Raw genomic sequence first — 25,959 nt, 5'->3', positions numbered from 1 at the left:
TCCTCGTCGTCGTTCCCACGATCGTCGTACCCGGCCGAGGCCGACTCGATGCGTCCGTGATCACTGTGCCGCGGACCCGACCAGCTGATCCAGCGCTGTGGTGTCCGGATACCCGGTCACGCGCAGTGCCCTGCCGAATGCTCGACGCCGAACCGCCAGGCCCAGACATTCCGGGTTGGGATGCAACCAAGCACCTCGCCCGGGAAGCCTGCGTCGGGGATCGGGAATCACGGCGAAACCTGACGGTTCCTTCTCGCGCGCCACCACCCGGAGCAGTTCGGCAGCCAGCGTTCGCTGCCGACATCCGACACAGGTCCGCACCGTAGTGGCGCGTTCCCCGCCGGTCGAGGACAGGTCATGCTGAACCATCGACCACTGTACCGCTGATTTGCCCGGAATCCCGCATCCCACTCCTACGCGCCTGTCGAGCCGCCGCGCGAATCGTCGTTCCCGGCCGGTGCCGCGTCGCTGCGGATGTCGATCCGCCAGCCGGTCAGCCGGGCCGCGAGCCGGGCGTTCTGCCCTTCCTTGCCGATCGCGAGGGACAACTGGAAGTCGGGAACGACCACCCGGGCGGCGCGCGCGTCGGGGTCGACGACCGTGACCGACACCACCTTCGACGGCGACAGTGCGTTGCCCACGAACTTCGCGGGGTCCTCGTCGTAGTCGATGATGTCGATCTTCTCCTCGCCGAGTTCGCGCATCACGTTGCGCACCCGCTGCCCCATCGGTCCGATGCACGCACCCTTGGCGTTGAGGCCGGGGACAGTCGAGTGCACGGCGATCTTCGAGCGGTGCCCGGCCTCGCGGGCGACGGCGACGATCTCCACCGACTCGTCGGCGATCTCCGGGACCTCGAGGGCGAACAACTTGCGCACCAGATTGGGATGCGTCCGCGACAGGGTGATCTGCGGGCCGCGCTGTCCGCGGGAGACGCCCACGACGTAGCACTTGATGCGGTCGCCGTGCTCATAGGACTCCCCCGGCACCTGCTCGGCCGGCGGGATCAGTCCCTCGGCGTTGTTCGTCTCGCCGCCGATCTTCACGACGACCATGCCGCGGGCGTTGGCACGCGAGTCGCGCTGCACGACGCCGCTGACGATCTCACCCTCGTGGGTCGCGAACTCACCGAAGCGCTGTTCGTGCTCGGCGTCGCGGATGCGCTGCATGATGACCTGACGCGCGGTGGTCGCCGCGATCCGGCCGAAGTCCTCGGGAGTGTCGTCCCACTCGGCGATCAGGTTGCCGTCGGCGTCGCGCTCCTCGGCGAGGACCTGGATGGCGCCGGTCTTCGTGTCGACCACGACCCGCGCGTGCGGCTGGTGTCCGTCGACGTGCCTGTACGCCGTGAGCAGGGCCGTCTCGAGCGTCGCGATCAGCTCGTCGAACGGGATGTTCTTCTCCGCCTCGAGCATGCGCAGGGCGGCGATCTCGATATTCACTTGTCCACCTTCGTTTCGTTCGTCTCGTCGTGGTCGTCGCTGCCCGTCTCGTCCTCGGGCCCTTCGGCCAGCTCCCCGGCCGCGACCCGGCCGTCCGGAACCCCGCCCGCGAGCTCGAGTTCCCTCGGTGGCGGCGGGGAGAACTCCACCTCCACCACCGCTCTGCGCACCGCCGAGAGCGGGACCGAACGCACGACCGGCCCGGACCGATCGGGCAGGACGAGCCTGATCTCGTCGCCGACGAGCTCGCCGATGCGTGCGACGAGGGTCTCATCGGCCAGTTCCACCTTCGTCTTGCGACCCTGAGCGCGCCGCCAGTGGCGGGGCTCGGTCAGGGGCCGGCCGATCCCGGGGCTGGTGACCTCCAGGACATAGGGCGACTCGCCGAAGTCCGAGACTCCGTCGAAGGCCTCGGAGACGATCCTGCTCAGGCGGGCCGCCTCGTCGAGACCGAGACCTGCGTCGCTGTCGACGAGGAGGCGCACCGTACTGTGCTTTCCGGCGGCCGTGACCACCACGTCCTCGAGGTCGTATCCCTCTCTGGCGAGCAGATCGGAGACGAGCTCGACGATCCTCTCCGGGGGCGGCACAGGCATGGCGGGCGGGCTCCTCGTTCAGTTGTGGTCGCAGCGGACAGCGGGCCGGAACGGATGCGTACCGGCAGACATCAAGCCTACCCCGCGTCTCCTGCTGCTGTGACCAGGGCGGCGTCCTTCCTCGGACGACGCGACTGGCAGGATGGTCCGGTGCCGATGCCACTCGACCGTCCCACCGTCTCCCGACGAACCCTCCTGCGATGGTCGTCGGTCGCCGTCGGTGGATTCGGAATCACGACGATCACCGCGTGCGGCGCCTCCGACGAGGATGCCGCCGAACCGGATCCGCTGACGGGTCAGGCGACCCGCGCCCGCACCGACGCAGCGATCGCGACCGCGCTGGTCGCGCGGGCGCCGGAGCTGTCCGCGCCGCTCACCACGATCGCGGCCGAGCGGACCTCCCACGCCGACGCGCTCGAGGCCGAGATCGCCCGGATGGAGGGCGCCACCACGAGTTTCACTCCCCCGTCGACCACCGTGACCACTCCCACCGGTGAGCTGCCGACCGTCGAGGCGCTCCGTGAGCGGTTGAACCGGTCGCAGCGCGAAGCCGCCGACCTCGCACGCACGCTCTCGGGTTACCGCGCGGGTCTGCTCGCCTCGATCAGCGCGTCCTGCGCCGTGCAGACGGCGGTGATGTTGCCGTGAGCTCACCCGAACTCGGTTCCGAACAGCAGGCCCTCGTCGACGCCCTCGAGGCCGAACACGCGGCGGTCTTCGGATACGGCGTGGTCGCGGCCTTCGCGGATCCCGCCCGCGCGAACGCCGTGGCGGAGGACACCGCAGCGCACCGCGCACGCCGTGATGCAACGATCGAGGCGTTGCGCGCCGCGAGCGTCGAGCCGCCGGTCGCGGCACCCGGTTACACCGTGCCGTTCCCGGTGATCGACGCCGCGTCCGCCGCGCAGCTCGCCGAACAGATAGAGAGCGACACCGCGGTCGCGTGGCGGTCCGTCGTCGAACGGGCACGCAGCGAGGCCACCCGGGCCACGGCCGTGGACGCACTCACCGAGGCGGCCCTGCGGGCGGCGCGGTGGCGGCAGAGCCGCGGAGTCGTGCCGTCGGTGGCCTTCCCCGGTCAACCCTGATCCGGTCGGCCTCGATCCGGTCGACTCCGAAGCACGGGTCACCCGGTCACGACCGCCAGCGCGAAGCCGTCCCAGCCCTTCGATCCGACGGTCTGCAACGCCGTCGCATCGAGGCGCGGTTCGCGGGCGAGCAGTTCGAGCACGTCCCGCGACGCGCGGACCCGTTCGTCGTCGCTGCCCTGATCGACGATGGCCCCTGCCCGCACCACGTTGTCGACGACGATGACGGTGCCGGGTCGCGACAGCCCGAGCGCCGCGCGCACGTAGTTGCTGTTGTTCTCCTTGTCGGCGTCGATGAACACCAGGTCGAAGGGATCCTCGTCGACCAGGCCCGGCAGCGAGTCCAGGGCGGGGCCGACCCGGATGTCCACACGGTCACCGACGCCGGCGCGGTCGAGATTGGCGCGGGCCACCTCGGCGTGCTTGCGCTCGTATTCGAGGGTGACCACCCGGCCGGACTCCCCGACGGCCCGGGCGAGCCAGATGGTCGAGTATCCGCCGAGGGTGCCGATCTCCAGGACCCGGCGGGCACCCCGGATCCGTGCGAGCAGGTGCAGGAACTTGCCCTGCGGCGCGGACACGTCGATGGGCGGCAGTTCCGCTGCGGCGTTCGCCTCGAGCGCTGAGCTCAGCGCAGGATCGTCGCCGATCAGCACGTCGGTAAGGTAGTTGTCGGTCGCACTCCAGTTGTCGGCCATGCACCTCATTGTGGTTCGGCGCGCAGCGCACCACGGCGACTTCTGCCACATACGCCGGTGCCCCCGCGACGGCAGGTCGCAGGGACACCGGGTTCCGCCTGTATCGGCGAATAAGAGCGTCAGCGGTTGACGATGCGCTGGACGACCTCACCGATCGGCAGTTCGTCGGCCTCGCCGGAGAAACGGTCGCGGACCTCGACCTTGCCGTCGGCGAAGCCGCGGCCGACCACGACGACGAGCGGCATGCCGAGCAGCTCCGAGTCCTTGAACTTCACGCCGGGCGACGCCTTGCGGTCGTCGAGGAGCACCTCGAGGCCGGCGTTCGAGAGTTCCTCGGCGAGGTTCTCGGCGCCTTCGCGGGCCTGCTCGTCCTTGTTGGCGATGACCAGGTGCACATCGAACGGTGCGATCTCCGACGGCCAGCGCAGGCCCTTCTCGTCGTGCTGCTGTTCGGCGACCACCGCGACGAGGCGTGACACGCCGACGCCGTAGGAGCCCATCGTGGGGCGGACGGGCTTGCCGTTCTCGCCGAGGACGTCCACCGCGAAGGCATCGGTGTACTTGCGGCCGAGCTGGAAGACGTGGCCGATCTCGATGCCGCGGGCGGAGAGGAGCGGGCCGGCTCCGTCGGGCGACGGATCGCCGTCGCGCACCTCGGCGGCCTCGATCGTGCCGTCCGGGGTGAAGTCGCGACCTGCGACCAGCCCGAAGACGTGCTTGCCCTGCTCGTCGGCGCCGGTGATCCAGCTGGTGCCGTCGACCACGCGGGGGTCGACGAGGTAGCGGACACCGTTGGCGAGCAGCGCCTTCGGGCCGATGTAGCCCTTGACGAGGAAGGGATTGGCCTCGAAGTCGGCGTCGGTGAGCAACTCGACCTCGGCGGGTTCGAGCGAGGCCTCGAGGCGCTTGTCGTCGACCTCGCGGTCGCCGGGGATGCCGATGCCGAGCAGCTCCCACTCGCCACCGGGCTGCCGGACCTTGACCATGACGTTCTTGAGCGTCTCGGCCGCGGTGACCTCCCGGCCGAGGACCTCCGACGCCGCGGCGACGAGCGAGGCGATCGTCGGGGTGCCGGGGGTATCGTGCACGACCGCCTCGGGCTGTCCGTCGATCGGCAGCGGTTCCGGCGCGAGCGTCTTCACCGCTTCGACGTTCGCCGCGTAGCCGGATTGGAGGCACCGCACGTAGGTGTCCTCACCCGCAGGCGAGTCGGCCAGGAACTCCTCGGAGGCGCTGCCACCCATCGCACCGGAGGTGGCCGAGACGATCACGTACTTCACGCCGAGACGCGCGAAGATGCGCTCGTAGGCGTCGCGGTGCGCCTTGTACGAGTCGGCCAGGCCCTCGTCGGTGAGGTCGAAGCTGTAGGAGTCCTTCATGACGAACTCGCGACCGCGGAGGATGCCGGCGCGGGGGCGCTCCTCGTCGCGGTACTTCGTCTGGATCTGGTAGAGCGTGACCGGGAAGTCCTTGTAGGAGTTGTACTCGCCCTTGACGGTGAGCGCGAAGAGCTCCTCGTGGGTGGGTCCGAGGAGGTAGTCGCCGCCCTTGCGGTCCTTCAGCCGGAACAGGCTGTCGCCGTATTCCGTCCACCGGTTGGTGGCCTCGTAGGGTTCGCGCGGCAGCAGCGCGGGCAGAGCGATCTCCTGCGCTCCGATGGAGTTCATCTCCTCGCGCACCACCCGCTCGATCTGCCGCAGCACCCGCAGCCCCAGAGGCAGCCACGAGTACACACCTGGCGCGATTCGTCGCACGTATCCGGCTCGGACCAGCAGCTTGTGGCTCGCGACCTCGGCGTCGGCCGGGTCGTCTCGGAGGGTGCGGAGGAACAGGTGCGACATGCGGGTGATCACGACCGTGCAGCCTACCGTGGCCACCTTCCGCGACATCGGTACGGTTACCGGTTGTGCTGGTGCTTCTCCCCCCTTCCGAAACCAAGTCCGACGGCGGCGACGGCGGACCGCTCGATCTCGCCGACCTGTCGATGCCGCGGTTGACGGAGACGCGGGAGATGCTCGTGCAGGCCCTCGTCGACCTCTCCGCCGACCCCGAGGAGTCGAGCCGCGCACTCGGGCTGGGTACGAAGGGCGCCGACGAGATCGAACGCAACGCGAAGTTGTGGGTCTCCCCCACCCGCCCGGCGCTGGAGCGGTACACCGGCGTGCTGTACGACGCGCTCGACGCGGGAGCCTTCACGAAGGCGCAGCGCGACAAGGCCTATCGACGCCTGGGCATCGGGTCGGCGCTGTTCGGCGCGGTCCGGGCTGCGGATCCGATCCCCGCCTACCGCCTCTCCGGAGGGTCGAAACTGCCCGGCTTCGGCACCGTGAAGTCCGTGTGGCGGAACGAGCTCACCGACGCGCTGGTGGCCGAAGCCGGCGGCGACCTCGTGGTCGATCTCCGCTCCGGGATCTACCAGCAGCTCGGTCCCGTGCTGGGTGCGGTGACCGCAACCGTGCTCACCGAGCAGCCCGACGGCACCCGTAAGGTCGTCAGCCACTTCAACAAGCACCACAAGGGCCTGCTGGCCCGCGCGCTGGTCCTCACCCGCGCGGAGCCGAGCGATATCGGAGCGCTCGCCCGCGTCGCGACGAAGGCGGGACTGAGGGTCGAGGTGGAGTCGCCGACCGAGTTGGTCGTGCTCACCTGACCTCGAGTCCCATCGCCGCGACGATCCGGCGAGCCGTGTGCAGAACGGCGCCGAGTCGCGCGGTCAGGACCAGGTCGTCCGATTCGGTGGCGAACCGTTCGAGTTCGGTGAGATTGCTGCGGCACGTCCCGTCGGGGTCGACCTCCCGGCCCGCCCCCACGGCATCGACCATCTCGGCGAGGGCGTCGAGCATCGCTGCGATCCCCGTCCGCAGGCGGCCACGGTCGGCTTCGGCGACGTCGTCGCCGAGTACGGGGTCCAGAGCGTGCGCGAGTTCCTCGACAGCGCTGGACACCGACGAGAGGTCGTCGAGGGTCCGGTCCCAGCGACGTGCCCATTCCCCGGCCCGTGCAGCGGCGGGGCGTGGATTCATCCGGGCACTCTCGTGCGCCCACCGTGATTCCTCGAAGGCGCGTTGCACGAGGCTGTCGATGCCCCGCGCGCGCTGCACCCAGTCCCGCACCCCCGACGATCCCTCACGGCATCCGGACGCCATGTCCCGCAGCAGGTCGCGCAGCTCACCGGTGAGTTCGCGGGCCTCCTTGCCCGCCGAGTACACCGGCGGGAAGACCAGCGCCGTCACGGCCACGCCGATCGCCGCGCCGATCGCCGTCTCCGCGAGTCGTTCACCGAGCAGGATCGGGCTGTCCGAGGCGCCCGTCGCGATCACCAGCAGCGCGGTGATCGCCACCCAGATGCCACTGGCCCCGAACCGTCGCCAGCGACCCGCGAAGTAGCCGATCGCCACGGCGATGCCGATCGCAGCGGTCGTCGACTCCACGAGCCGCGTCACCACGACCGCGACCAGCAGACCCGCAACCACCGCCCCGACCTGCACCACCGCCTGCTGGAGCGAGCGCACGAGTGTCGCCTCGACGAGGAAGACCGCGACGTAGGGCGCGAGGAAGGCCTGCTGGAAGTGGAAGACCTCGGTCACGACGAGCCACGCGACGACCGCGGCGAGCGTGGACCGGAACGCCTGGAGGGCAACGTACCGCTCGTGTCCGGCCTCGCGCACCGCGCGGACCATCCACGATCCGACGAATCTGCCCCGTTCGAGAACACCGACCTGCATGAGTGTCGGGTACCCGGGGGTCGTGCGTGGCAGGCGTGAGCAAACTCATCCGCCGCAGCGGTCGCTCGTCCGCCACGGTGACGGTCCGACGGTCAGGAGGTCTGCGCGGCCTTCTCGGCCTCCTGCGCCTGCGCGACCTCTTCGGGAGTGAAGCGGATGAACAGCGCGGCGACACCGGCGATCACCGCGCAGACCGCGCAGCCGACGAGCGCGAACATGTATCCCTCGCCCTGGGCGACGAGCTGGGCGTCGGTCATGTCGGCGACGGCTCCGGAGACACCACCGAGCGACATCGTCCGCGAGGTGGCCATCGCACCGATCACCCCGAGGCCGACCGGACCTCCGAGAGTCTGGGCGACCTGCGCGATCGCCGAGAGCGGTCCGATCTCGTGCGGTCCCACCCCGGATATCGCGCACAGCGGCAGCGGGACCACGGCCAGGCCGACCCCGAAGCCGACAACGAGCACCAGCACGAACAGGGTCGGGAAGTAGCGGACGCTGCCGTCCATGGTCGAGCCGTAGAGCAGGCTGACAGTCATGATCGCCGAGCCGGTGACCACGAGCCAGCGCGGTTCGATCCGCGCGACCAGCTTCGACGACACCGCGGCGGCACCGCCGAGACCGAAGGCGAACGGCACGAAGGCCAGACCCGCGGCGAGCGGGCTGTAGCCGAGGATGTCCTGCACGAACAGGGCGACGAAGGCCGCGAGGCTGAACATCACGGCGCCCGCGAAGAAGATCGCCACGAAGGTCGCGACGCGGTCCTTGTTGCGGAACAGCACGAACGGCAGCAGCGGGTTCTCCGCCCGCCGCTCGACGAGCAGGAACACTCCGAGCAGCACGAAGCCGGCGACGATCGCGCCGATGACCGAGGGGCTCGACCAACCGATTTCGGGACCCTCCGTGAGACCGAAGACCAGGCCGGTGCATCCGAGTGTCGCGAGGATCGCGCCCGGCACGTCGAGCGCGAGGCGTTCGGAGGCGGTCTCACGCAGCGCGATCGCGGCGAGCACGACGATGAGGACGCCGATAGGGACGTTGATGAGGAAGATCCAGCGCCACGAAAGCTGGGTGAGCGCACCCCCGAGGATCAGTCCGGCGATGGACCCGACACCGGTCATGGCCGCGAAGACCGCGATGGCGCGGTTGCGTGCCGGACCTGCGGCGAAGGTCGTCGCGACGAGCGCGAGGGCGGTCGGGGACGCGACCGCGGCGCCGACGCCCTGCAGGGCGCGGGCGCCGATGAGCATCGCCTCGCCGGTCGCCAGACCGCACAGCAGGGACGCCAGGGTGAACAGGCCGACTCCGCCCATGAACGTGCGTTTACGTCCGTAGCTGTCGCCGAGACGGCCGCCGAGGAGCATCAACCCGCCGAAGGCGAGGGCGTAGGAGGTGAGGACCCAGTTGCGACCCGCATCCGACAGTCCCAGATCACTCTGCAGCGGCGCGAGCGCGAGGTTCGCGACCGTTCCGTCGAGCACGACCATCAACTGGAGGCCGCTGAGGACCAGCATGGCCAGAGCGACCGCGCGGGTGGCCGACGGATGCGAAGTGGCTGACACGTGATCCAACGTTACCCACCGTCCGAGTCGGAGCCGGTCCGCGGATCGAGTCCGAATCCGGCCACCGGCCCGATCACGACGATCGCGGGCGGGCGCACGGCCTCGTCCCGGACACGCTGCGCGACGGTCGACAGATCGGCACGCACCACACGTTGGCTGCTCAGCGTGCCCTCCTGCACGACGACCACGGGGGTGTCGGTGGGACGTCCGCCGGCGATCAGGGCGTCGGCGAACTGCTCGATGCGTTCGACGGCCATGAGCAGGACCAGGGTGCCGCGCAGCTTGGCGAGCGCGTCCCAGTCGGTGAGCGAGTCGGGATGTCCGGGCGCGACGTGGCCGCTGGCCACGACGAATTCGTGGGTGACCCCACGGTGGGTGACGGGGATCCCGGCCGCAGACGGCACGGAGATCGCGCTGGTGATGCCGGGGACGACGGTCACCGGGATGCCGGCCGCGGTGCACGCCTCGAGCTCCTCGTAACCGCGACCGAAGACGTACGGGTCGCCGCCCTTGAGTCGGACGACGAACTTGCCGGCCTTTGCGCGGTCGATGAGGGTCTCGTTGATGACCTGCTGGGCCATGGCCCGTCCGTACGGGAGCTTCGCCGCGTCGATCACCTCGACGTGCGAGTCGAGTTCCGCGAGCAGTTCCTGCGGGGCGAGATGGTCGGCGACGACCACGTCGGCGCGGGTGAGGAGGCGTCGACCGCGCACGGTGATCAGGTCGGGATCGCCCGGTCCTCCGCCCACGAGGGCGACGCCGACCGGCTTCGGCGCGGTCTCGGCGAACTCGGCGACGGCCGCTCCGGCGAGGGCGTCACGGATCGAGGTGCGCACGGCGGCGGACCGGCGGTGGTCGCCACCGGCGAGGACGCCGACGGTCAGACCCTCGTAGCGGGCCGTGGCGGGGGGGACGGCACTGCCGTGACGGGCGTTGTCCGCGCGGACGCAGAAGATCCTGTTGCGTTCGGCTTCGGCGACGACCGCTGCGTTGGTCTCGGGTTCGTCGGTGCAGGCCATGGCGTACCACGCGCCGTCGAGGTCGCCGTCGCGGTAGTCGCGCAGGTCGAGGGAGATGCGGCCCTTCGTCGCCATGCTCTCGACCACGGGGGTCGCGGCCCGGGCGACCACGTGGACGTCGGCACCGGACGCGACGAGCAGACCGAGACGCCGCTGCGCGACGCTGCCTCCTCCGACGATCACGACGCGGCGTCCACGGAGATCGAGTCCGACCAGGTAACTGGTCTCGTCCTCAGCGGCAGCGGACACGGGCATCTCCCCATCTCTCGTGTCGGGGCGAATCCGATCGGACCCACCTTCGGGACACCTGTGGCCCGGGCATCGCCCCGGGCCACAGGTGCAGTGATCGGATCAGACCGCGGCGGCCTCTGCGGGTGCCTCGGCCACGGTGTCGGAGACGACGTCGAGCTGCAGCGACTTCGTGCTGTGGTCCCATACCTGGCGGAACAGGTCGGGGTTGTCGGACAGCTTCAGACCGAGCGACGGGACCATTTCGCGGAGCTTGGACTGCCAGCCCGCCCACTGCTGCGGGAAGCAGCGCTCGAGGACGTCGAGCATGGCCGGAACGGCCGTCGAGGCACCCGGCGACGCACCGAGCAGACCGGCGATCGAACCGTCACCCGCGTTGACCACGGCGGTACCGAACTCGAGGACACCGCCCGCACCCTTGCGGCGGATGACCTGCACACGCTGGCCGGCGACGATGAGCTCCCAGTCCTCGAGGCGCGCCTCGGGCACGAACTCGGCGAGGGTGCCGATGCGGTCGGCGGGCGACTGCATGAGCTCACCGACGAGGTACTTGACCAGGCCGAGCTCGGTGACGCCGACGCCGAGCATCGACATCAGGTTTCCGGGCTTGACGGACTTGGGCAGGTCCATGATGCCGCCCTGTTTGAGGAACTTGGGCGACCAGCCGGCGTAGGGACCGAAGAGTAGACCCTGCTTGCCGCCGATGACGCGGGTGTCGAGGTGCGGCACCGACATCGGAGGGGCACCGACCGCGGCCTTGCCGTAGACCTTGGCGCTGTGCTGCGCGATGACCTCGGGATTGGTGCAGCGCAGGAAGGCACCGGAGACGGGGAAGCCACCGAAGCCCTTGATCTCCTTGATGCCCGACTTCTGCAGCAGGTGCAGCGCGCCGCCGCCGGCGCCGACGAAGACGAACTTCGCCTGGACCTTGCGCGACTCGCCGGTGCGGCGGTTGCGGACCTTCACGATCCAGCTGCCATCGGACTGCTTGGACACGTCGGTGACGTCGTGGCCGAAGAAGACGGTGCCGCCGGAGGCCGCGACGTGGTTGATGAGCTGCTTGGTGAGGGCACCGAAGTCGATGTCGGTGCCGGTCTGCGTCCAATTCAGGGCAACCGGGTCGGAGAAGTCGCGGCCCTTGCCCATGAGCGGCAGACGCTCGGTGAAGACCTCGGGGCTCTCGGTGTACTCCATGCCCTCGAAGAGGGGATGGCCGGCAAGGGCGTCGTAGCGGGCACGCAGGTACTTCACGTTCTCGGCGCCGTGTACGAAGCTGACGTGCGGAACCGGATTGATGAAGTTCTTGGGGTCGGACAGAATGCCGTTGTCGACGGCGTACGCCCAGAACTGGCGCGAGACCTGGAACTGCTCGTTGACGTTGACGGCCTTCGCGATGTCGACCGAACCGTCCGGCTTCTCAGGAGTGTAGTTGAGCTCACACAGCGCGGAGTGGCCCGTACCGGCGTTGTTCCAGGGGTCGCTGCTCTCGGCGGCCGCGGCGTCGAGGCGCTCGAACGCGGTGATCGACCAGTCGGGCTGCACCTGACGCAACAACGCACCGAGGGTTGCGCTCATGATGCCCGCGCCCACGAGCACTACATCGGTTTTCGCTACTACGTTCTCTGACACTGGGAAATCGACTTCCTTGTCTGGTTCGCACGCGCCGCCGAAGTACGGAGGTACCGTCTCGCGTGGGTGTCCCGTCAACGCGGCGCGCGAATGCGACCGACAGGTTACCCGCGCGTGGTCCGGCGTTTCATTTCACCTCATTGTGTACCCATGAGCGGTGGTCGGCGAACACACCTAGGGTGTGATAGTGACTACTTGGCGTCCTGACGTCCTCGGAGACGGCTACGAACAGCTCGAACTGCCGCTGGGCATCGACCCCGACGGCGAAGGCGAGATCTCGGCGACCCTGGTGCGCTACCAGCCTCCGTCTACCGATCTCCCCGACCGGGCGGTGCTCTACGTCCACGGCTTCACCGATTACTTCTTCCAGCAGCACCTCGCCGAGCACTTCGCGGCGCGCGGTTACCGCTTCTTCGCGCTGGACCTGCGCAAGTGCGGTCGTTCGCGGGCACCCGGGCACACCCCTCACTTCGTCACCGATCTCTCCCACTACGACGCCGAACTCGACGAGGCGCTGCGCGTGGTGCGCGAGGAGGTCGGTGGCGGTGTGCTGCTGGCGGCCCACTCGACGGGCGGGCTCGTCCTGCCGTTGTGGCTCGACCGTCTCCGTCGCCGGCCCGGCGGGGTTGCCGCAGCGGGCATCGTGGGTCTCGTCCTGAACAGTCCGTGGTTCGACCTGCAGGGACCGTCCTACCTGCGCAATGTCGGCACGGCGGCCGTCGACATCATCGGCCGCCTCCGCCCGCGCGCGCTCATACCGCTGCCGAAGACCGAGGCCTACGGCCGCAGCCTGCAGTGCGACGGCTGGCGCTACGACCTCGACTGGAAGCCGTTGACCGGGTTCCCCGTCCGCTTCGGCTGGTTACGTGCCGTGCGGCGGGGCCAGGCCGTCCTGCACCGCGGGCTCGACATCGGGGTGCCGTCGCTGATCCTGCGGTCCGGTGCCTCGCGCTTCGCTCCGCGGTACGACGCGAGCGTCGACACCGTCGACGCGGTCCTCGACGTCCGCCAGATAGCCCGATGGGCGGGATGCCTCGGCAACCGCACGACGATCGTGCCGATCGACGGTGCCCGTCACGACGTGTTCCTGTCCACACCCGGTCCCCTGGCGGAGGCCTTCCGGGAATTGGACTTGTGGCTGGAATGGTTGGACGGAGCGGACGAGGCGGACACCTCCGGTTCCCGAACCGAGGCCGACGACTCCGACGACTCCGCCACCGTTTCCGTACTGCACCGACTCACGGGAGAGCACGCGTGACCCACTACGACCTCGCGATCATCGGCACAGGATCGGGGAATTCGATCCTCGACGAGCGGTACGACGGGAAGCGCGTCGCTCTCCTCGAAGAAGGCACCTTCGGGGGCACCTGCCTCAACGTGGGCTGCATCCCCACGAAGATGTACGTCTACGCCGCGGAGGTCGCCCACACGGTCCGCACCGCGGCGAAGTACGGCGTCGACGCGTCGATCGACGGAGTGCGGTGGAACGACATCGTCGACCGGGTCTTCGGTCGCATCGATCCCATCGCTGCGGGCGGCGAGCGCTACCGCCGCGAGGACTGCGCGAACGTCACCGTCTACGACGGTCACGCGCGGTTCGTCGGCGAGCGCCGCATCGACACCGGAACCGGTGAGGTGATCACCGCGGACCAGGTGGTCGTCGCGGCCGGTTCGCGGCCCGCGATCCCGCAGGAGGTACTCGATTCCGGTGTGAGATATCACACGAGCGACGGCATCATGCGGTTGCCTAAACTGCCCGAGTCCCTCGTAATCCTCGGGACGGGTTTCATCGCGATGGAGTTCGCCCACGTCTTCTCGGCGCTCGGCACGCGGGTGTCGGTGATCGCGCGGACCGACCGTCTACTGCGGCACCTCGACGCCGACGTCTCCGAGCGGTTCACGGCGCTCGCCGCGGCCAAGTGGGACGTCCACCTCGCCAATCCGGCCCGGGCGTTCCGTCCGGTCGGCGACGGCGTGGAGGTCGAACTCGCCGACGGCACCGTCGTGAGCGGCGACGCCCTGCTCGTCGCGACAGGTCGGCAGCCCAACGGTGACCTGCTCGACGCCGCGGCGGCCGGCATCGAACTCGATGCGAAGGGCCGGATCGTGGTCGACGAGTTCCAGCGCACGTCCGCGGCGGGGGTGTTCGCCCTCGGCGACGTGTCGTCGCCCTACCAGCTCAAGCACGTGGCCAACCACGAGGCGCGGGTCGTCCAGCACAACCTGTTGCACGACGCGTGGAGCGGCGACACCACGGGTCTGCAGCGGACGGACCACCGCTACGTCCCCTCCGCGGTGTTCACCGATCCGCAGATCGCGTCGGTCGGTCTCACCGAGGCCGAGGCCCGGGAGGTGGGATTCGACATCTCCGTCAAGATCCAGGATTACGGCAACGTCGCCTACGGCTGGGCCATGGAGGACACCGAAGGTTTCTGCAAGCTGATCGCCGATCGGTCGACGGGTCTGCTGCTCGGCGCCCACATCATCGGGGCCCAGGCGTCGACGGTCATCCAGCCGCTCATCCAGGCCATGTCGTTCGGTCTGCCCGCGCGGGAGATGGCGACCGGGCAGTACTGGATCCACCCCGCGCTGCCCGAACTCGTCGAGAACGCCCTGCTGGGTCTCTGAACTTCGGGGTCTCCGAGCACCTTCACCAGCGCCGTGTGGCCTGCTGCCCTCTCCGGGCCGCAGGCCACACGCGTCTCACCAGCTTCCGGTGCGCAGCGCGATCGCGGACGCGAAGTCGGTGGGCGCCTCGGCGGGCACGTTGGCGACCCCGGCGAGTTCGACCACCCGGAACTCTCCCGTCACGTAGCGCATCGATGCGTCCGCTTCGGGTCGACGCGAGGCATCGCCCACGACGATCGTGGTGGGCACCTCCGCGGGCGGCGCCGACGCGTCGCGCACCGTGCCGTCACGATCCGCGACCGCGGGATGGCCGCGGTCGGCGACCACCAGGCTCGCGAAGCGTCCGAAGCGTCCTGCGGCGACGGCCCAGGCCAGTTCGGCTCCCGCGCCGCTGCCCGCCAGATGAACCCAGGGCAGGGCGAGGGCGTCCAGTAGGGCGAACACGTCGGCGGGCGCGAGTCCGTCGATCTTCTCGACCACGATCGTCCGCAGGTCGGACGTGTGCAGCCGCTCGCACACGACGTCGTACACACCTGCGTCCTCCCCCGCGTCGGGGAAGAGCAGCACCGTGTAACGACTTTCGGGGCCGCCGATCCGAACCTGCACGTCCCCACCGGGCGTGGTCACCGTCCTCGATTCCATGGGCAAACGCTACATGGCCGCAGTCCGTGCTCCGCCTCTTGCCGTATCGACGACGGGCTGGGGAGTGGACATGCGGAGGTTCGGGATCCTGCGTTTCGTCACCGACAGTTCCGTGGTGCAGTTCCTGGGCTTCTTCGCCACCATGCTCCTGATCGTTGCGCTGTCGATGCTCGTCGGGGCAATCCAGCACCGTTGGCGCGCAACGGGTCTGCTGACGGCCGCCGCGTCTGTCGTCGTCATCGGCGGTCTCGCCGCGACCCTCGTCACGTGGACCCGGTCGTGGTCGTCGCTGTGGTCGTGGATCGTCGACGCGTCGCCGACGACGACCCTGTGGTGCTCCCCCTGCTGGTGGCCGCGGTGTGCGTGGGCGCGACCTGACAGGTCGCCCGCAACGCGGCACCCCAGGCCGGCCGCCTTCCGGAACAGGTTCGGCCCCGACCCTTTCCGGGTCGGGGCCGAACTCCGTGCTCGCTCAGCGAGCGGAGGTCACGGCAGGGTGAGGATCTCGGCGCCGGTGTCGGTGACGACGATGGTGTGCTCGAACTGCGCGGTCCACTTGCGGTCCTTGGTGACGACCGTCCAGCCGTCGTCCCAGATCTCGTAGTCGGGCGTACCGAGGTTGATCATCGGTTCGATGGTGAACACCATGCCGGGCTCGATGATCGTGTCGATGTCGGGCCGGTCGTAGTGCAGGATCACCAGGCCGTTGTGGAAGGTCTCGCCGATACCATGGCCGGTGAAGTCGCGGACGACGCCGTAGCCGAAGCGGTTGGCGTAGGACTCGATGACCCGGCCGATGACGTTGAGGGCCCGGCCCGGCTTGACCGCCTTGATGCCGCGCATCGTGGCCTCGCGGGTGCGATCGACGAGCAGGCGGACGTCCTCGGAGACGTCGCCGGCCAGGAAGGTGGCGTTGGTGTCGCCGTGGACGCCGTCGATGTAGGCGGTGACGTCGATGTTGACGATGTCGCCGTCCTCGACGACGGTCGAGTCGGGGATGCCATGGCAGATGACCTCGTTGAGCGAGGTGCAGCACGACTTGGTGAAGCCGCGGTAGCCGAGGGTCGACGGGTAGGCGCGGTGGTCGCACATGTACTCGTGCGCGACGCGGTCGATCTCGTCGGTGGTCACGCCCGGCGCGACAGCCTTACCGGCCTCGACGAGGGCCTGTGCGGCGATCTTCGACGCGAGTCGCATCTTCTCGATCGTCTCGGGTGTCTGCACCCACGGCTCGTTGCCTTCCTTCGCCGTGGGCTTCCACACGTACTCCGGCCGTTCGATCGATGCGGGCACCTCCCGGACGGGAGTCGGAGTGCCGGGGACGAGCGGAGCGCGGGTAGCCATGACTTCCAGATTAGCCGCCGCGCCCCGCTCCCCTGTCATCCACCGATCGGGCCGTCGTGCGCCGATCAGCCCACAGCGCCCGCCTGGCGCAGCTTGAAGCGCTGGACCTTGCCGCTCGGCGTCTTGGGCAGGTGCGGCACGAAGTGCACCGCGCGCGGGTAGGCGTGGGCGGCGTACTTCTGCTTCACGAGCTTTTGCAGCTCCGCCTCGACCGCGTCGTCGCCCTCGACACCCTCCCGCAGCACCACGAACGCCTCGAGGACCTCCCCCCGCAGTTCGTCCGGCAGACCCACCACGGCAGCCTCGATCACGTCGGGGTGCATCACGAGCACCGACTCGACGTCGAACGGGCCGATGCGGTAACCGGCCATGATGATCACGTCGTCATCGCGGGACGAGAAGAAGAAGAAGCCGTTCTCGTCGACCTTGCCGGCGTCGCCGGTCAGGTACCAGCGGCCGTCCTCGCTGAACCGGTCGGCGGTCTTCTCGGGTGCGTCGACGTAGCCGGTGAACCACACGAGCGGGCTCGCGTGCACGTCGATCGCGACGCGTCCGACCTCACCGGGCTCGGCGATCTCGTCGCTGTCCTCGCGCAGCACCGCGCAGCTCCAGCCCGGCAGCGGCTTGCCCATCGAACGCGCCGGGGTGTCCTCGCGCAGCTCGTCCGCCCACGCGTCGACGACGAACATGCCGTGTTCGGTCTGTCCGTACTGGTCGCGCACCACGACACCGAGGGTCTCCTTCGACCACTCGAGGACGTCCGGGGTCAGCGGCTCACCGGCCGAGGAGGCACGACGCAGCCGCACCGGCGGGTGCTCGGCGGTGTCGGCCTTGAGGCTGCGGTAGACCGTCGGGGCCGCCGCGAAGTTGGTCACCCCGAAGGTGTCGAGGATCTGCCAGGTGAGCGCGGGCGAGAAACCGGCGTGCAGCAGGAGGCTGCGCCGACCGGCCGCGAGCGGCCCTAGTAGCGCGTAGTAGAGCCCGTACGCCCATCCCGGATCGGCCGCGTTCCAGAAGACGTCGTCCTTGCGCACGTCGAGGCCGAACTCCAGGTAGGCGTGGAAGGACGCCAGCGCCTTCACCGGGACGGGAACACCCTTGGGAGTGCCGGTCGTGCCGGAGGTGAACAGCTGGACCAGGCGCCCCTCGGCGCCGACGGCGACGGCCTCGCCACGCGGGTCGTCGGCCGACTGCGCGGCGACCAGCTCGCCGAAGTCGCGGGCCCCACGCCCGGACGCGTCGGCGTCTCCCTCACCGGCCACGACGACCTGCCACGGCACCTCGGCGGGAAGATCCGATCCGGCGGCGAGCTTGCCGGCCTGATCACGATCGGCCACGACCACCTTGGTGCCGCTCGCGTCGAGCCGGAAGGCGATCGCCGGCGGGGCGAAGGCGGTGAAGAGCGGCACGTGCACGGCGCCGCGACGCCAGATACCGAGAACCGCGACCACCAGGTCTGCCGACTTGCCCATGAGCGTCGCGACGTGGTCGCCGGGTTCGACACCGAGATCCGCCAGCGCCGCGGCGAAGCGGATCGACCGTTCGCGGAGCTCGCCGTAGGTGAGATCGGTGGAGCTCAGGTCCGCGTCGACGACGGTGAACGCCACCGCGTCGGCGGGATGGTCGTCGCACAGCAGTCGGGCTGCGCAGGCGTCTGCCGTGTCGTACCGCTCGAGCAGTGTCCGCACGCGGCTCGCTGTGTCGCCCATTGTGGTCCTTTCGTCCGTACCGGCCAGGGTGTTCCTGATCTGTGGAGCACACCCGTTCGACGTCTATGATTCGAGTCACACCATGTTCCCCGATACCCCCGGAAAGGGGTGGCGTTCGTGTCGTCCTCCTCGTCGGCGCTGCTGCGTCCCCGTGACGGTGATGCCCTGCGCGGTGAACTCCGCCGCACCGCGGCGCAGGCACAGTTGCCGGTGGTCTTCGCCGGCGAGGTCCAGCAGGGATCGCTGCAGCTCAGCGAATTCTTCGGCCCCCGCACCAACAGCCTGGCGGGGGTCGTGGTGCCTCCGCGGGCCGGTCTCGGCGGTCGCGTCCTCGCGGAGTCGCGGGTGGTGACGGTGTCGGACTACGGTCGCTCTGCGTCGATCACGCACCACTTCGACCGTCCCGTTCTGTACGAGGGATTGCGGTCCATCCTCGCCGTGCCGGTACTCGTCGAGGGCAAGGCCCGCGCGGTGTTGTACGGCGCCGCGCGCGAGTGCGCGCCGGTCGGTGATCGGGCGGTGACGGCGTTCGCGCAGGCGGCCGCACGTCTCGCGCACGAGATCGAGGTGCGCGACGAGGTCGATCGGCGACTTGCGATGCTCGAGCGGTCGTCCGGCGACCGCGATCCCGTCGCGACCGCGCAGGTCCGCGAGGTCCACGCCGAGCTGCGGGTGCTCGCGCAGGGTACGACCGATCCGGCGCTGCAGGAGAAGCTCCGCTCGTTGTCCGACCGTCTCGCCGGGGTGCTCGACGGAACGGAACCGGAACCGACGGACGTCGTGCTGTCCCCGCGCGAGACCGACGTGCTGTCCCATGTGGCGCTGGGGTGCAGCAACGCCGAGATCGCCCAGCGCCTGTCGGTCGGTGCCGAGACGGTCAAGAGCTACCTGCGCAGCGCCATGAGCAAGCTCGACGTCCATTCCCGCCACGAGGCCGTCGTCGCCGCGCGAAAATCGGGTCTGCTGCCCTGATATCCGGCCGGTCCCCCATCGGCGGACAGGGTGCGGAAGGGGGCCTGCGGTGGCCGAGACGACCGACTCACCCCAGCTCGTCCGCGTCCTCGGACCGGGTCTGCTCCTGCTGTTCGTCATCGGCGACATCCTGGGCACCGGCATCTATGCCCTCACCGGGGAGGTCGCGAACGAGGTCGGCGGCGTGGTGTGGCTGCCGTTCCTCGTCGCGTTCGCCGTCGCGACGGTGACCGCGTTCAGCTATCTGGAGCTGGTCACGAAGTATCCGCGGGCGGCCGGAGCGGCGCTCTACACGCACAAGGCGTTCGGCGTGCATTTCCTGACCTTCCTGGTGGCCTTCGCCGTGATGTCCTCGGGCATCACCTCTGCCGCCACTGCTGCGCGGGCGTTCGCCGCGAACTTCGCCGAGGCCTTCGGCCTCGACCTGACCGGCACGGCCGGGATCACCGTGATCGCGCTGGTCTTCGTCCTCGTCCTGGCGGTGATCAACTTCCGCGGGGTCGGCGAGAGCGTGAAGACCAACGTGGTGCTCACGATGGTCGAGTTGGGCGGCCTGCTCATCATCGTCGCGATCGGCATGTGGGCGTTGGGTTTCGGCGGCGGGGACTTCTCGCGTGTGGTCGAGATCGATCCCGGCGACCGGTCCGTCTTCTCCGCGGTGGTCGCAGGGACGGCCCTGGCCTTCTTCGCGATGGTGGGGTTCGAGGATTCGGTGAACATGGCCGAGGAGTGCAAGGAGCCCACCCGGATCTTCCCCCGGATGCTGCTGCTCGGCCTGGGTCTCGCCGCGTTGGTGTACGTGCTCGTTTCGATCACCGCGATCGCGCTCGTCGCGCCCGAGGAGCTCGGGGCGGGCGAGACGCCCTTGCTGCGGGTGGTCGAGGTCGGCGCGCCGGCGTTCCCGGTCGGGATCTTCGCCTTCGTCACGATGTTCGCGGTGGCCAACACCGCGCTGATCAACATGCTGATGGCGAGCCGGCTGGTCTACGGCATCGCCCGCGAGGACGTCCTGCCCGCCGTCCTGGGGCGGGGGCACCCCACGCGCCGCACGCCCTATGTCGCGATCGCGTTCACGACGCTGCTCGCGGTCGGTCTCGTCGTCTTCGTCGGCGGGGTGCCCGAACTCGGAGGGACGACGGCGCTGCTCCTGCTGGGGGTGTTCGCGATCGTCAACGTCGCCGCCCTGGTCCTGCGCCGGGACCACGTGGAGCACCGGCACTTCCGCGCGCCGACGATCCTTCCGGTGCTCGGGGCGGCCAGTTGCCTGTTCCTCGTCCTGCCGTGGGTCGACCGGCCCGTGACCCAGTACCGGACGGCCGGGGTGCTGCTCGGGATCGGTGTGGTGCTGTGGCTGGTGACGCGACTCGCGGGCCGGCGCGACGGTCGGCCCGCGAGTACGACCTGAGCTCAGGCTCCCTCGTCGTATTCCGGCGGCAGGGCGGCGAACATGTCGCGGGTGACCGCGACCGCATTGTCGGAGCTGCCGCCGCGCACGACGAGCGTCGCGAACGCCAGATCACCGCGGTAACCGACGAACCACGAGTGCGACCCGCCCTCGACCTCGGCCTCGCCGGTCTTGCCGTAGACGTCGCCCTGGTCCCGGATGCGGTCGGCGGTACCGCTCGTGATCACCAGGCGCATCATCTCGCGCAGACCCTCCACCATCTCCGGCGTCACCGGCGGCGGCGAACCGCTCACAACGGTCTCGCGACCCGCGATGAGATAGGGCACCGGGGTACGGCCGGCGGCGACCGTCGCCGCGGTGAGCGCCATCCCGAACGGGCTCACGACCACCTTGCCCTGACCGAAGCCGTCCTCGGTCCGTTCGACGAGATCCTCCGCGGGCGGAACCGAACCGGTGAAGGTCGGCATCCCGACCACCTCGTAGTCCACACCGATACCGAACTGCGAAGCGGCGACGGTCAGCGCGTCCGGGGCCATCTCGGAGGCGAGCTTGGCGAAGGAGGTGTTGCAGGATCGGGCGAAAGCGGTAGCGAGAGAGACCGTCCCGAGCTCGAACTCGTTGTAGTTCGGCACGCTGCGCTCACCGATCGTGATGCGGCCCGGGCACGGCACCATCGTGTTCGGGGTCGCGCTCCCCTCGGCGATCGCCGCACCCGAGGTGACGATCTTGAACGTCGAGCCCGGCGGGTACTGGCCGGCCAGCGCGACCGGGCCGTCCCGGTCGGCGGCCTTGTTCTGGGCCACCGCCAGCACCGCACCCGTGGACGCCTCGATCACGACCGTCATCGCCTGCTCGGTGCGGGCATCGACGGCCGCCTGGGCCGCGAGCTGGAGGGGACGGTCGAGACTGACCGAGAACGACGGCACCGGTTGCGGCGGCGTCTCGGTGAGCACCCCGGTGTCCACGCCGTACTGGTTCACCACGACGACGCTCCACCCGGCCGTGCCGTCGACCTCGTCGATGACGGTCTTCTTGATCTGACCCACGAGATCCGGCGCGAAGTTGCGATCGGTCGCGACGAGGTCGGCCTGCTCGGTCACCACGACACCGTCGATCCCGGCGAGACGTGGGGCGACGCGCTCGTAGTCGTCCTCGCGCAGACGCATCACCGAGCGCGGCCCGGAGGAGGCCGTCACCGATTCCGCGATCGCCTGCGCCGTGAGCGAGGAATCGAACTCCGACAACGTCGACGCGAGCTGTCGTGCGGCGCCGGCGACGTCGGTGGTCTGCGCGGCGTCGAAGGCGATGCCGTAGACCGTGCCGGGGACGAGGATGTCGCTGCCTGCGTGCTCGTTGACCCGGGCACGCGGCGCCGGGCTGCTGCGGAGCTGCATGGTCTGCCGTTCGCCGAGCTGCGGGTGCAGCGCGGACTTCGCCCACCGCACGATCCAGTCGTTCCCGCTGCGCCCCATGTTGAGCTCACCGGTGTACTGCCATACCCGTTCCTTCGGCAGGTGCCACTCGTAGCTGTAGCCCACGGTCGCGGAGTCGCCGCTGATCCGGGTGGATGTCGTTGTGGCGATGAGGGATTCGGCTTGAAGCCCGTCCAGGACCTCCTGCATCGCGACGGCCGCGTCGTCGGGGCGGTCGGTGCGATCCGCCGCCGACGCGACGTCCTGCGCGGCGAACGAGTCGAGAAACGCCTGGGCGGCGGCCTCCGGCCCGGCCGGCCGCGGCGTGCACGCGACGGCCAGGCCGAGGAGCACGACGGCCGCCGACCACACAGCGCCGATCCGGAGTGCGCGTGCGTACGGGGATGCCGGGGTGGAACTTCGAGGTCTCATCGCCCGTCATCGTAGGCAGAGCCGACGGGAAATCAGTCGAGCAGCACCGTGGAGAACGTCGCGACCTGACGGAAACCCGCGCGGGCGTAGGCTCCACGAGCCGGGGCGTTGAAGCTGTTGACGTAGAGGCTGGGCAGGCGACCACTGCGAGCGACCGCGCAGGCCACGGCGGCCGTGCCGATCGTGCCGAGGCCCGAGCCACGATGCGCGGGATCGACCCAGACGCCCTGGATCTGGCCCACCGTGGACGACTGCGAACCCACCTCCGCCTTGAACACGACCTGTCCGTCCTCGAACCGCGCCCAGGCGCGTCCCGCCGCGATCAGGCTCGCGACGCGGCGCCGGTAACCCGCACCGCCGTCGCCGGTGCGCGGGTCGATGCCGACCTCCTCGATGAACATCGAGATCGCGGCCGGCAGATAGACATCGAGTTCGTCGGGCCGCACGGGACGGACCTGCGGGTCGGGCTCGACGAGCGGCTCGCGGTCGAGAACGAGCAGGGGTTGTTCGGCCCTCACCTCGCGGGGAGCGCCCCACACCGATTCGAGCCGCTCCCACATCGGCAGCGCGTACTCGGCGCGACCGACGATGGACGAACACAGTCGCGGCCCGCGACTCGCGCGCTCGGCGAACGCCTGGATGTCGTCCGGACTGCCCAGCAGCGGAATGAGGTTCGCGCCGGAGAAGCACAGCGAGGTCTCGGGGCCTCCGCGGCTCCACATCTCGCCGCCGACGGCACGCCCGTCGAGTCCGTACTCCTCGACGCGGCCGGCCACCATGCACGCGGCCACGGGGTCGCGGGAGAGCACCCGGAGCACCTCGGCGGTGTCACGTCCGCCCAACGACCGGACGCCCAGAAGCTTGAGCACTCGCTCACCACCCGTCGAGAAGCCGATACGAGATCAGAGTGCCATGCCGGACGGCGGCGTGGAAACCTGAGTCCTCGAAAGTGAGAGAACGCCGTCCCGTGCGCCCCACCCGTATCAGCCGACCGACACCACGGGGCCGCCGCCCGAGTCGTTGCCGTCCATCTCGTCGGCGATGCGCATCGCTTCCTCGATGAGGGTCTCGACGATCTGCGCCTCGGGCACGGTCTTGATGACCTTGCCCTTGACGAAGATCTGGCCCTTGCCGTTTCCGGAGGCCACACCGAGGTCCGCCTCACGAGCCTCACCGGGTCCGTTGACGACGCAACCCATCACCGCAACCCGCAGCGGCACCTCCATGCCCTCGAGTCCGGCGGTGACCTCGTTGGCGAGGGAGTAGACGTCCACCTGGGCACGCCCGCAGGACGGGCACGAGACGATCTCGAGTTTGCGGGGACGCAGGTTCAGCGACTGCAGGATCTGCGTGCCGACCTTGATCTCCTCGGCGGGCGGCGCCGACAGGGACACGCGGATGGTGTCGCCGATGCCCTCGCTCAGCAGCGCACCGAAGGCGACGGCCGACTTGATGGTGCCCTGGAAGGCGGGGCCGGCCTCGGTCACACCGAGGTGCAGCGGGTAGTCGCACTGCGCGGCGAGCTGCCGGTAGGCCTCGACCATCACGACGGGGTCGTTGTGCTTGACGGAGATCTTGATGTCGCCGAAGCCGTGTTCCTCGAACAGGCTCGCCTCCCACAGGGCGGACTCGACGAGCGCCTCCGGGGTGGCCTTGCCGTACTTGGCGAGGAGCCGGGGGTCGAGGGAGCCGGCGTTGACGCCGATCCGGATGGGGATCCCGGCGTCTCCGGCCGCCTTGGCGACCTCCTTGACGCGACCGTCGAACTCCTTGATGTTGCCGGGATTGACGCGCACGGCCGCGCAACCGGCGTCGATCGCGGCGAAGATGTACCGCGGCTGGAAGTGGATGTCGGCGATCACCGGGATCTTGCTCTTCTTCGCGATGATCGGGAGTGCGTCGGCGTCCTCCTGACGCGGGCACGCGACACGCACGATGTCGCAGCCGGACGCCGTGAGCTCCGCGATCTGCTGGAGGGTGGCGTTCACGTCGTGCGTCTTCGTGGTGGTCATCGACTGCACGGACACCGGATGATCGCTGCCGACGCCGACATTTCCGACCATGAGCTGGCGGGTCTTGCGTCGGGGTGCGAGGACCGCAGGAATTTCGGGCATGCCCAATCCGACGGGGCTGGTCACAGTTCGCCTTCTTTCGTCGCTACTCGGCAAGTCTACCGGCGCAGATCAGAACAGCTTGATGGGGTTGACGATGTCTGCTGTAAGGGTGAGCACCATGTAGGCGCCACCGATGACCACCGCCACATAGGTCAGCGGCAGCAGTTTCATGTAGTCCACGGGAGGGCCGACCGGCAGTCCGCGCAGGCCGCGCAGCCAGTTGCGGGCCTTCTCGTAGATCGCGACGGCCATGTGCCCACCGTCGAGCGGCAGCAACGGGAGGAGGTTGAACGCACCGAGGAAGAAGTTCAGCTGAGCGAGCAACAACACGAACGACTCCCAGATGCCGCGCTCGGCGAACTGGCCGCCGATGACACTGGCGCCCACGACACTGACCGGGGTGTCGACCGCGCGCTCTCCCCCGGTGACGGCCGTCCACAGGTCGGCGACCTTACTCGGCAGGCTCACGAGGGCCTCGGCCGTGCGGACCGCCAGGTAACCGGTGAAGTCGAAGGTCGCGGGGATCGCCGAGAGCGGCGTGTACTCGATGATGCCCGGCTCTCCCCCGACCCCGATCGCACCGACGGTGCGGGAGACGGGTTCGGCGTCGAGCGACTCGCTCTCGTAGACCCAGCGCTGGACCTGCTGGACCGTGACGGGCACGGTGAGGGTCTCGTCACCACGCTCGACGGTGAACGGTACGGTGCCCGACAGGGGCTGCGTGGCCCGGACGAGGTCGTCGAAGGTCTCGACGGACTGCCCGTCCACGGCGACGATCACGTCCCCCGGTTCGATGCCGGCCTGCTCGGCCGGGCCGGGACCCGAGCAGTCGGCCGGGGTGTAGTCGGGCGGCCCGTCCTGGGTCGGCGCGGCACAGCCGACGGTGCCGACCACCGCACGGTTGTCGGTGTTGGGCAGTCCCGCGCTGGCAGCGAGGCCGTAGATGAGCACGATGCCGAGGAGGAAGTTCATCGCGATGCCACCCGACATCACGACGAGACGCTTCCACGTCTTCTGCTTGTACATCGCGCGCTCGACCTCGTCGGGTGCGAGTTCGTCCAGGGCCGTCATGCCGGCGATGTCGCAGACCCCGCCGGCCGGAACCGCTTTGAGACCGTATTCGGTCTCCCCGCGGCGGAAGGCGAACACACGGGGACCGAACCCGATGTAATAGCGCCGGACCTTCATGCCCAGCTTCTGCGCCGTCCACATGTGGCCGGCCTCGTGCAGGGCGATGGAGACGGCGATGCCGAGGGCGAACACCACCACGCCCAGTACGAACATCATGAGTGG

23 protein-coding genes are annotated in these 25,959 nt (G+C 69.5%); 7 read left to right on the top strand and 16 right to left on the bottom strand.

Annotated features, from left to right (window positions below; translation table 11 throughout):
* Positions 1–60: 60 nt before the first annotated feature.
* From IM25_RS25565 to rimP, 3 genes are read right to left on the bottom strand one after another with little or no spacing between them, the layout of a single operon-like run.
* On the bottom strand, positions 61–369 hold the full coding sequence (locus IM25_RS25565) for a YlxR family protein (RefSeq protein ID WP_084295091.1): 309 nt from the start codon (positions 367–369) through the stop codon (positions 61–63).
* 44 nt (positions 370–413) lie between these two features.
* Entirely contained in the window at positions 414–1,442 is a 1,029-nt protein-coding gene (gene nusA / locus IM25_RS15335; protein WP_006554228.1) for a transcription termination factor NusA, read from the bottom strand.
* A complete protein-coding gene (gene rimP, locus IM25_RS15330; RefSeq protein ID WP_033096519.1) occupies positions 1,439–2,038 on the bottom strand; it encodes a ribosome maturation factor RimP in 600 nt (199 codons plus the stop codon). The genes nusA and rimP overlap by 4 nt, the downstream gene beginning before the upstream one ends.
* Before the next feature lie 156 nt (positions 2,039–2,194).
* On the opposite strand from rimP, the gene IM25_RS15325 reads away from it, so the two are divergent.
* Entirely contained in the window at positions 2,195–2,686 is a 492-nt protein-coding gene (locus IM25_RS15325; protein ID WP_198162579.1) for a hypothetical protein, read from the top strand.
* The gene (locus IM25_RS15320; protein ID WP_006554231.1) at positions 2,683–3,126 is read left to right on the top strand and encodes a ferritin-like domain-containing protein; all 444 of its coding nucleotides are present in this window, start codon (positions 2,683–2,685) and stop codon (positions 3,124–3,126) included. Before IM25_RS15325 ends, IM25_RS15320 begins: the two co-directional genes overlap by 4 nt.
* Positions 3,127–3,164: 38 nt before the next feature.
* Here IM25_RS15320 and IM25_RS15315 read toward each other — a convergent pair whose 3' ends face one another.
* Together IM25_RS15315 and IM25_RS15310 are read right to left on the bottom strand one after the other, a co-directional pair.
* Complete coding sequence (locus IM25_RS15315; protein ID WP_033096518.1) at positions 3,165–3,824, bottom strand: O-methyltransferase; 660 nt, start codon at positions 3,822–3,824, stop codon at positions 3,165–3,167.
* 119 nt (positions 3,825–3,943) lie between these two features.
* Complete coding sequence (locus tag IM25_RS15310; RefSeq protein ID WP_024100656.1) at positions 3,944–5,677, bottom strand: proline--tRNA ligase; 1,734 nt, start codon at positions 5,675–5,677, stop codon at positions 3,944–3,946.
* A 53-nt stretch (positions 5,678–5,730) separates the two neighbouring features.
* Between IM25_RS15310 and yaaA the strand changes: the two genes are divergently transcribed.
* Positions 5,731–6,474, top strand: coding sequence for a peroxide stress protein YaaA (gene yaaA / locus IM25_RS15305; protein WP_033096517.1), 744 nt, complete (start codon positions 5,731–5,733; stop codon positions 6,472–6,474).
* On the opposite strand, the gene IM25_RS15300 is transcribed toward yaaA, so the two are convergent.
* The 4 genes from IM25_RS15300 to mqo form a co-directional block, all read right to left on the bottom strand.
* Positions 6,467–7,549 carry an FUSC family protein gene (locus IM25_RS15300; RefSeq protein WP_033096516.1) on the bottom strand — a complete coding sequence of 361 codons (1,083 nt, stop codon included), beginning with the start codon at positions 7,547–7,549 and terminating at the stop codon, positions 6,467–6,469. The genes yaaA and IM25_RS15300 overlap by 8 nt on opposite strands.
* A gap of 92 nt (positions 7,550–7,641) precedes the next feature.
* Positions 7,642–9,063 carry an MFS transporter gene (locus IM25_RS15295; RefSeq protein ID WP_230826315.1) on the bottom strand — a complete coding sequence of 474 codons (1,422 nt, stop codon included), beginning with the start codon at positions 9,061–9,063 and terminating at the stop codon, positions 7,642–7,644.
* Between the two features lie 59 nt (positions 9,064–9,122).
* The gene (gene cobA, locus IM25_RS15290) at positions 9,123–10,385 is read right to left on the bottom strand and encodes a uroporphyrinogen-III C-methyltransferase (protein ID WP_065996156.1); all 1,263 of its coding nucleotides are present in this window, start codon (positions 10,383–10,385) and stop codon (positions 9,123–9,125) included.
* Positions 10,386–10,481: 96 nt separating this feature from the next.
* A complete protein-coding gene (mqo, locus tag IM25_RS15285) occupies positions 10,482–12,008 on the bottom strand; it encodes a malate dehydrogenase (quinone) (protein ID WP_024100652.1) in 1,527 nt (508 codons plus the stop codon).
* Positions 12,009–12,195: 187 nt separating this feature from the next.
* Between mqo and IM25_RS15280 the strand changes: the two genes are divergently transcribed.
* Entirely contained in the window at positions 12,196–13,266 is a 1,071-nt protein-coding gene (locus tag IM25_RS15280) for an alpha/beta hydrolase (protein WP_033096515.1), read from the top strand.
* On the top strand, positions 13,263–14,636 hold the full coding sequence (gene mtr / locus IM25_RS15275; protein WP_006554243.1) for a mycothione reductase: 1,374 nt from the start codon (positions 13,263–13,265) through the stop codon (positions 14,634–14,636). Before IM25_RS15280 ends, mtr begins: the two co-directional genes overlap by 4 nt.
* A gap of 75 nt (positions 14,637–14,711) precedes the next feature.
* Here mtr and IM25_RS15270 read toward each other — a convergent pair whose 3' ends face one another.
* The 3 genes from IM25_RS15270 to IM25_RS15260 form a co-directional block, all read right to left on the bottom strand.
* Positions 14,712–15,278 (bottom strand): alpha/beta fold hydrolase, encoded by a 567-nt coding sequence (locus tag IM25_RS15270; RefSeq protein WP_024100650.1) that lies wholly within the window; start codon positions 15,276–15,278, stop codon positions 14,712–14,714.
* Between the two features lie 486 nt (positions 15,279–15,764).
* Complete coding sequence (gene map / locus IM25_RS15265) at positions 15,765–16,622, bottom strand: type I methionyl aminopeptidase (protein ID WP_033096514.1); 858 nt, start codon at positions 16,620–16,622, stop codon at positions 15,765–15,767.
* 65 nt (positions 16,623–16,687) lie between these two features.
* A complete protein-coding gene (locus tag IM25_RS15260) occupies positions 16,688–18,331 on the bottom strand; it encodes an AMP-binding protein (RefSeq protein WP_019289131.1) in 1,644 nt (547 codons plus the stop codon).
* A gap of 108 nt (positions 18,332–18,439) precedes the next feature.
* Here IM25_RS15260 and IM25_RS15255 point away from each other — a divergent pair, with 108 nt between their 5' ends.
* Together IM25_RS15255 and IM25_RS15250 are read left to right on the top strand one after the other, a co-directional pair.
* Positions 18,440–19,303 carry a LuxR C-terminal-related transcriptional regulator gene (locus IM25_RS15255; RefSeq protein WP_065996155.1) on the top strand — a complete coding sequence of 288 codons (864 nt, stop codon included), beginning with the start codon at positions 18,440–18,442 and terminating at the stop codon, positions 19,301–19,303.
* A 49-nt stretch (positions 19,304–19,352) separates the two neighbouring features.
* The gene (locus IM25_RS15250; protein ID WP_065996154.1) at positions 19,353–20,708 is read left to right on the top strand and encodes an APC family permease; all 1,356 of its coding nucleotides are present in this window, start codon (positions 19,353–19,355) and stop codon (positions 20,706–20,708) included.
* A 2-nt stretch (positions 20,709–20,710) separates the two neighbouring features.
* On the opposite strand, the gene IM25_RS15245 is transcribed toward IM25_RS15250, so the two are convergent.
* The 4 genes from IM25_RS15245 to IM25_RS15230 all read right to left on the bottom strand — a co-directional run bounded on the left by IM25_RS15245 (position 20,711) and on the right by IM25_RS15230 (position 25,953).
* The gene (locus IM25_RS15245) at positions 20,711–22,552 is read right to left on the bottom strand and encodes a penicillin-binding transpeptidase domain-containing protein (RefSeq protein WP_183079142.1); all 1,842 of its coding nucleotides are present in this window, start codon (positions 22,550–22,552) and stop codon (positions 20,711–20,713) included.
* 32 nt (positions 22,553–22,584) lie between these two features.
* Positions 22,585–23,421, bottom strand: coding sequence for a GNAT family N-acetyltransferase (locus IM25_RS15240; protein WP_033096511.1), 837 nt, complete (start codon positions 23,419–23,421; stop codon positions 22,585–22,587).
* A 114-nt stretch (positions 23,422–23,535) separates the two neighbouring features.
* Positions 23,536–24,690 (bottom strand): flavodoxin-dependent (E)-4-hydroxy-3-methylbut-2-enyl-diphosphate synthase, encoded by a 1,155-nt coding sequence (gene ispG / locus IM25_RS15235; protein WP_024100645.1) that lies wholly within the window; start codon positions 24,688–24,690, stop codon positions 23,536–23,538.
* A 45-nt stretch (positions 24,691–24,735) separates the two neighbouring features.
* Positions 24,736–25,953 carry a M50 family metallopeptidase gene (locus tag IM25_RS15230; RefSeq protein WP_065996153.1) on the bottom strand — a complete coding sequence of 406 codons (1,218 nt, stop codon included), beginning with the start codon at positions 25,951–25,953 and terminating at the stop codon, positions 24,736–24,738.
* Between the last annotated feature and the right edge of the window lie 6 nt (positions 25,954–25,959).

Source organism: Rhodococcus sp. p52 (assembly GCF_000763325.2).
In the GTDB taxonomy this organism is placed as follows: Bacteria; Actinomycetota; Actinomycetes; order Mycobacteriales; family Mycobacteriaceae; genus Rhodococcus; species Rhodococcus pyridinivorans.
This window is presented reverse-complemented; position numbering and strand designations above follow the sequence as displayed.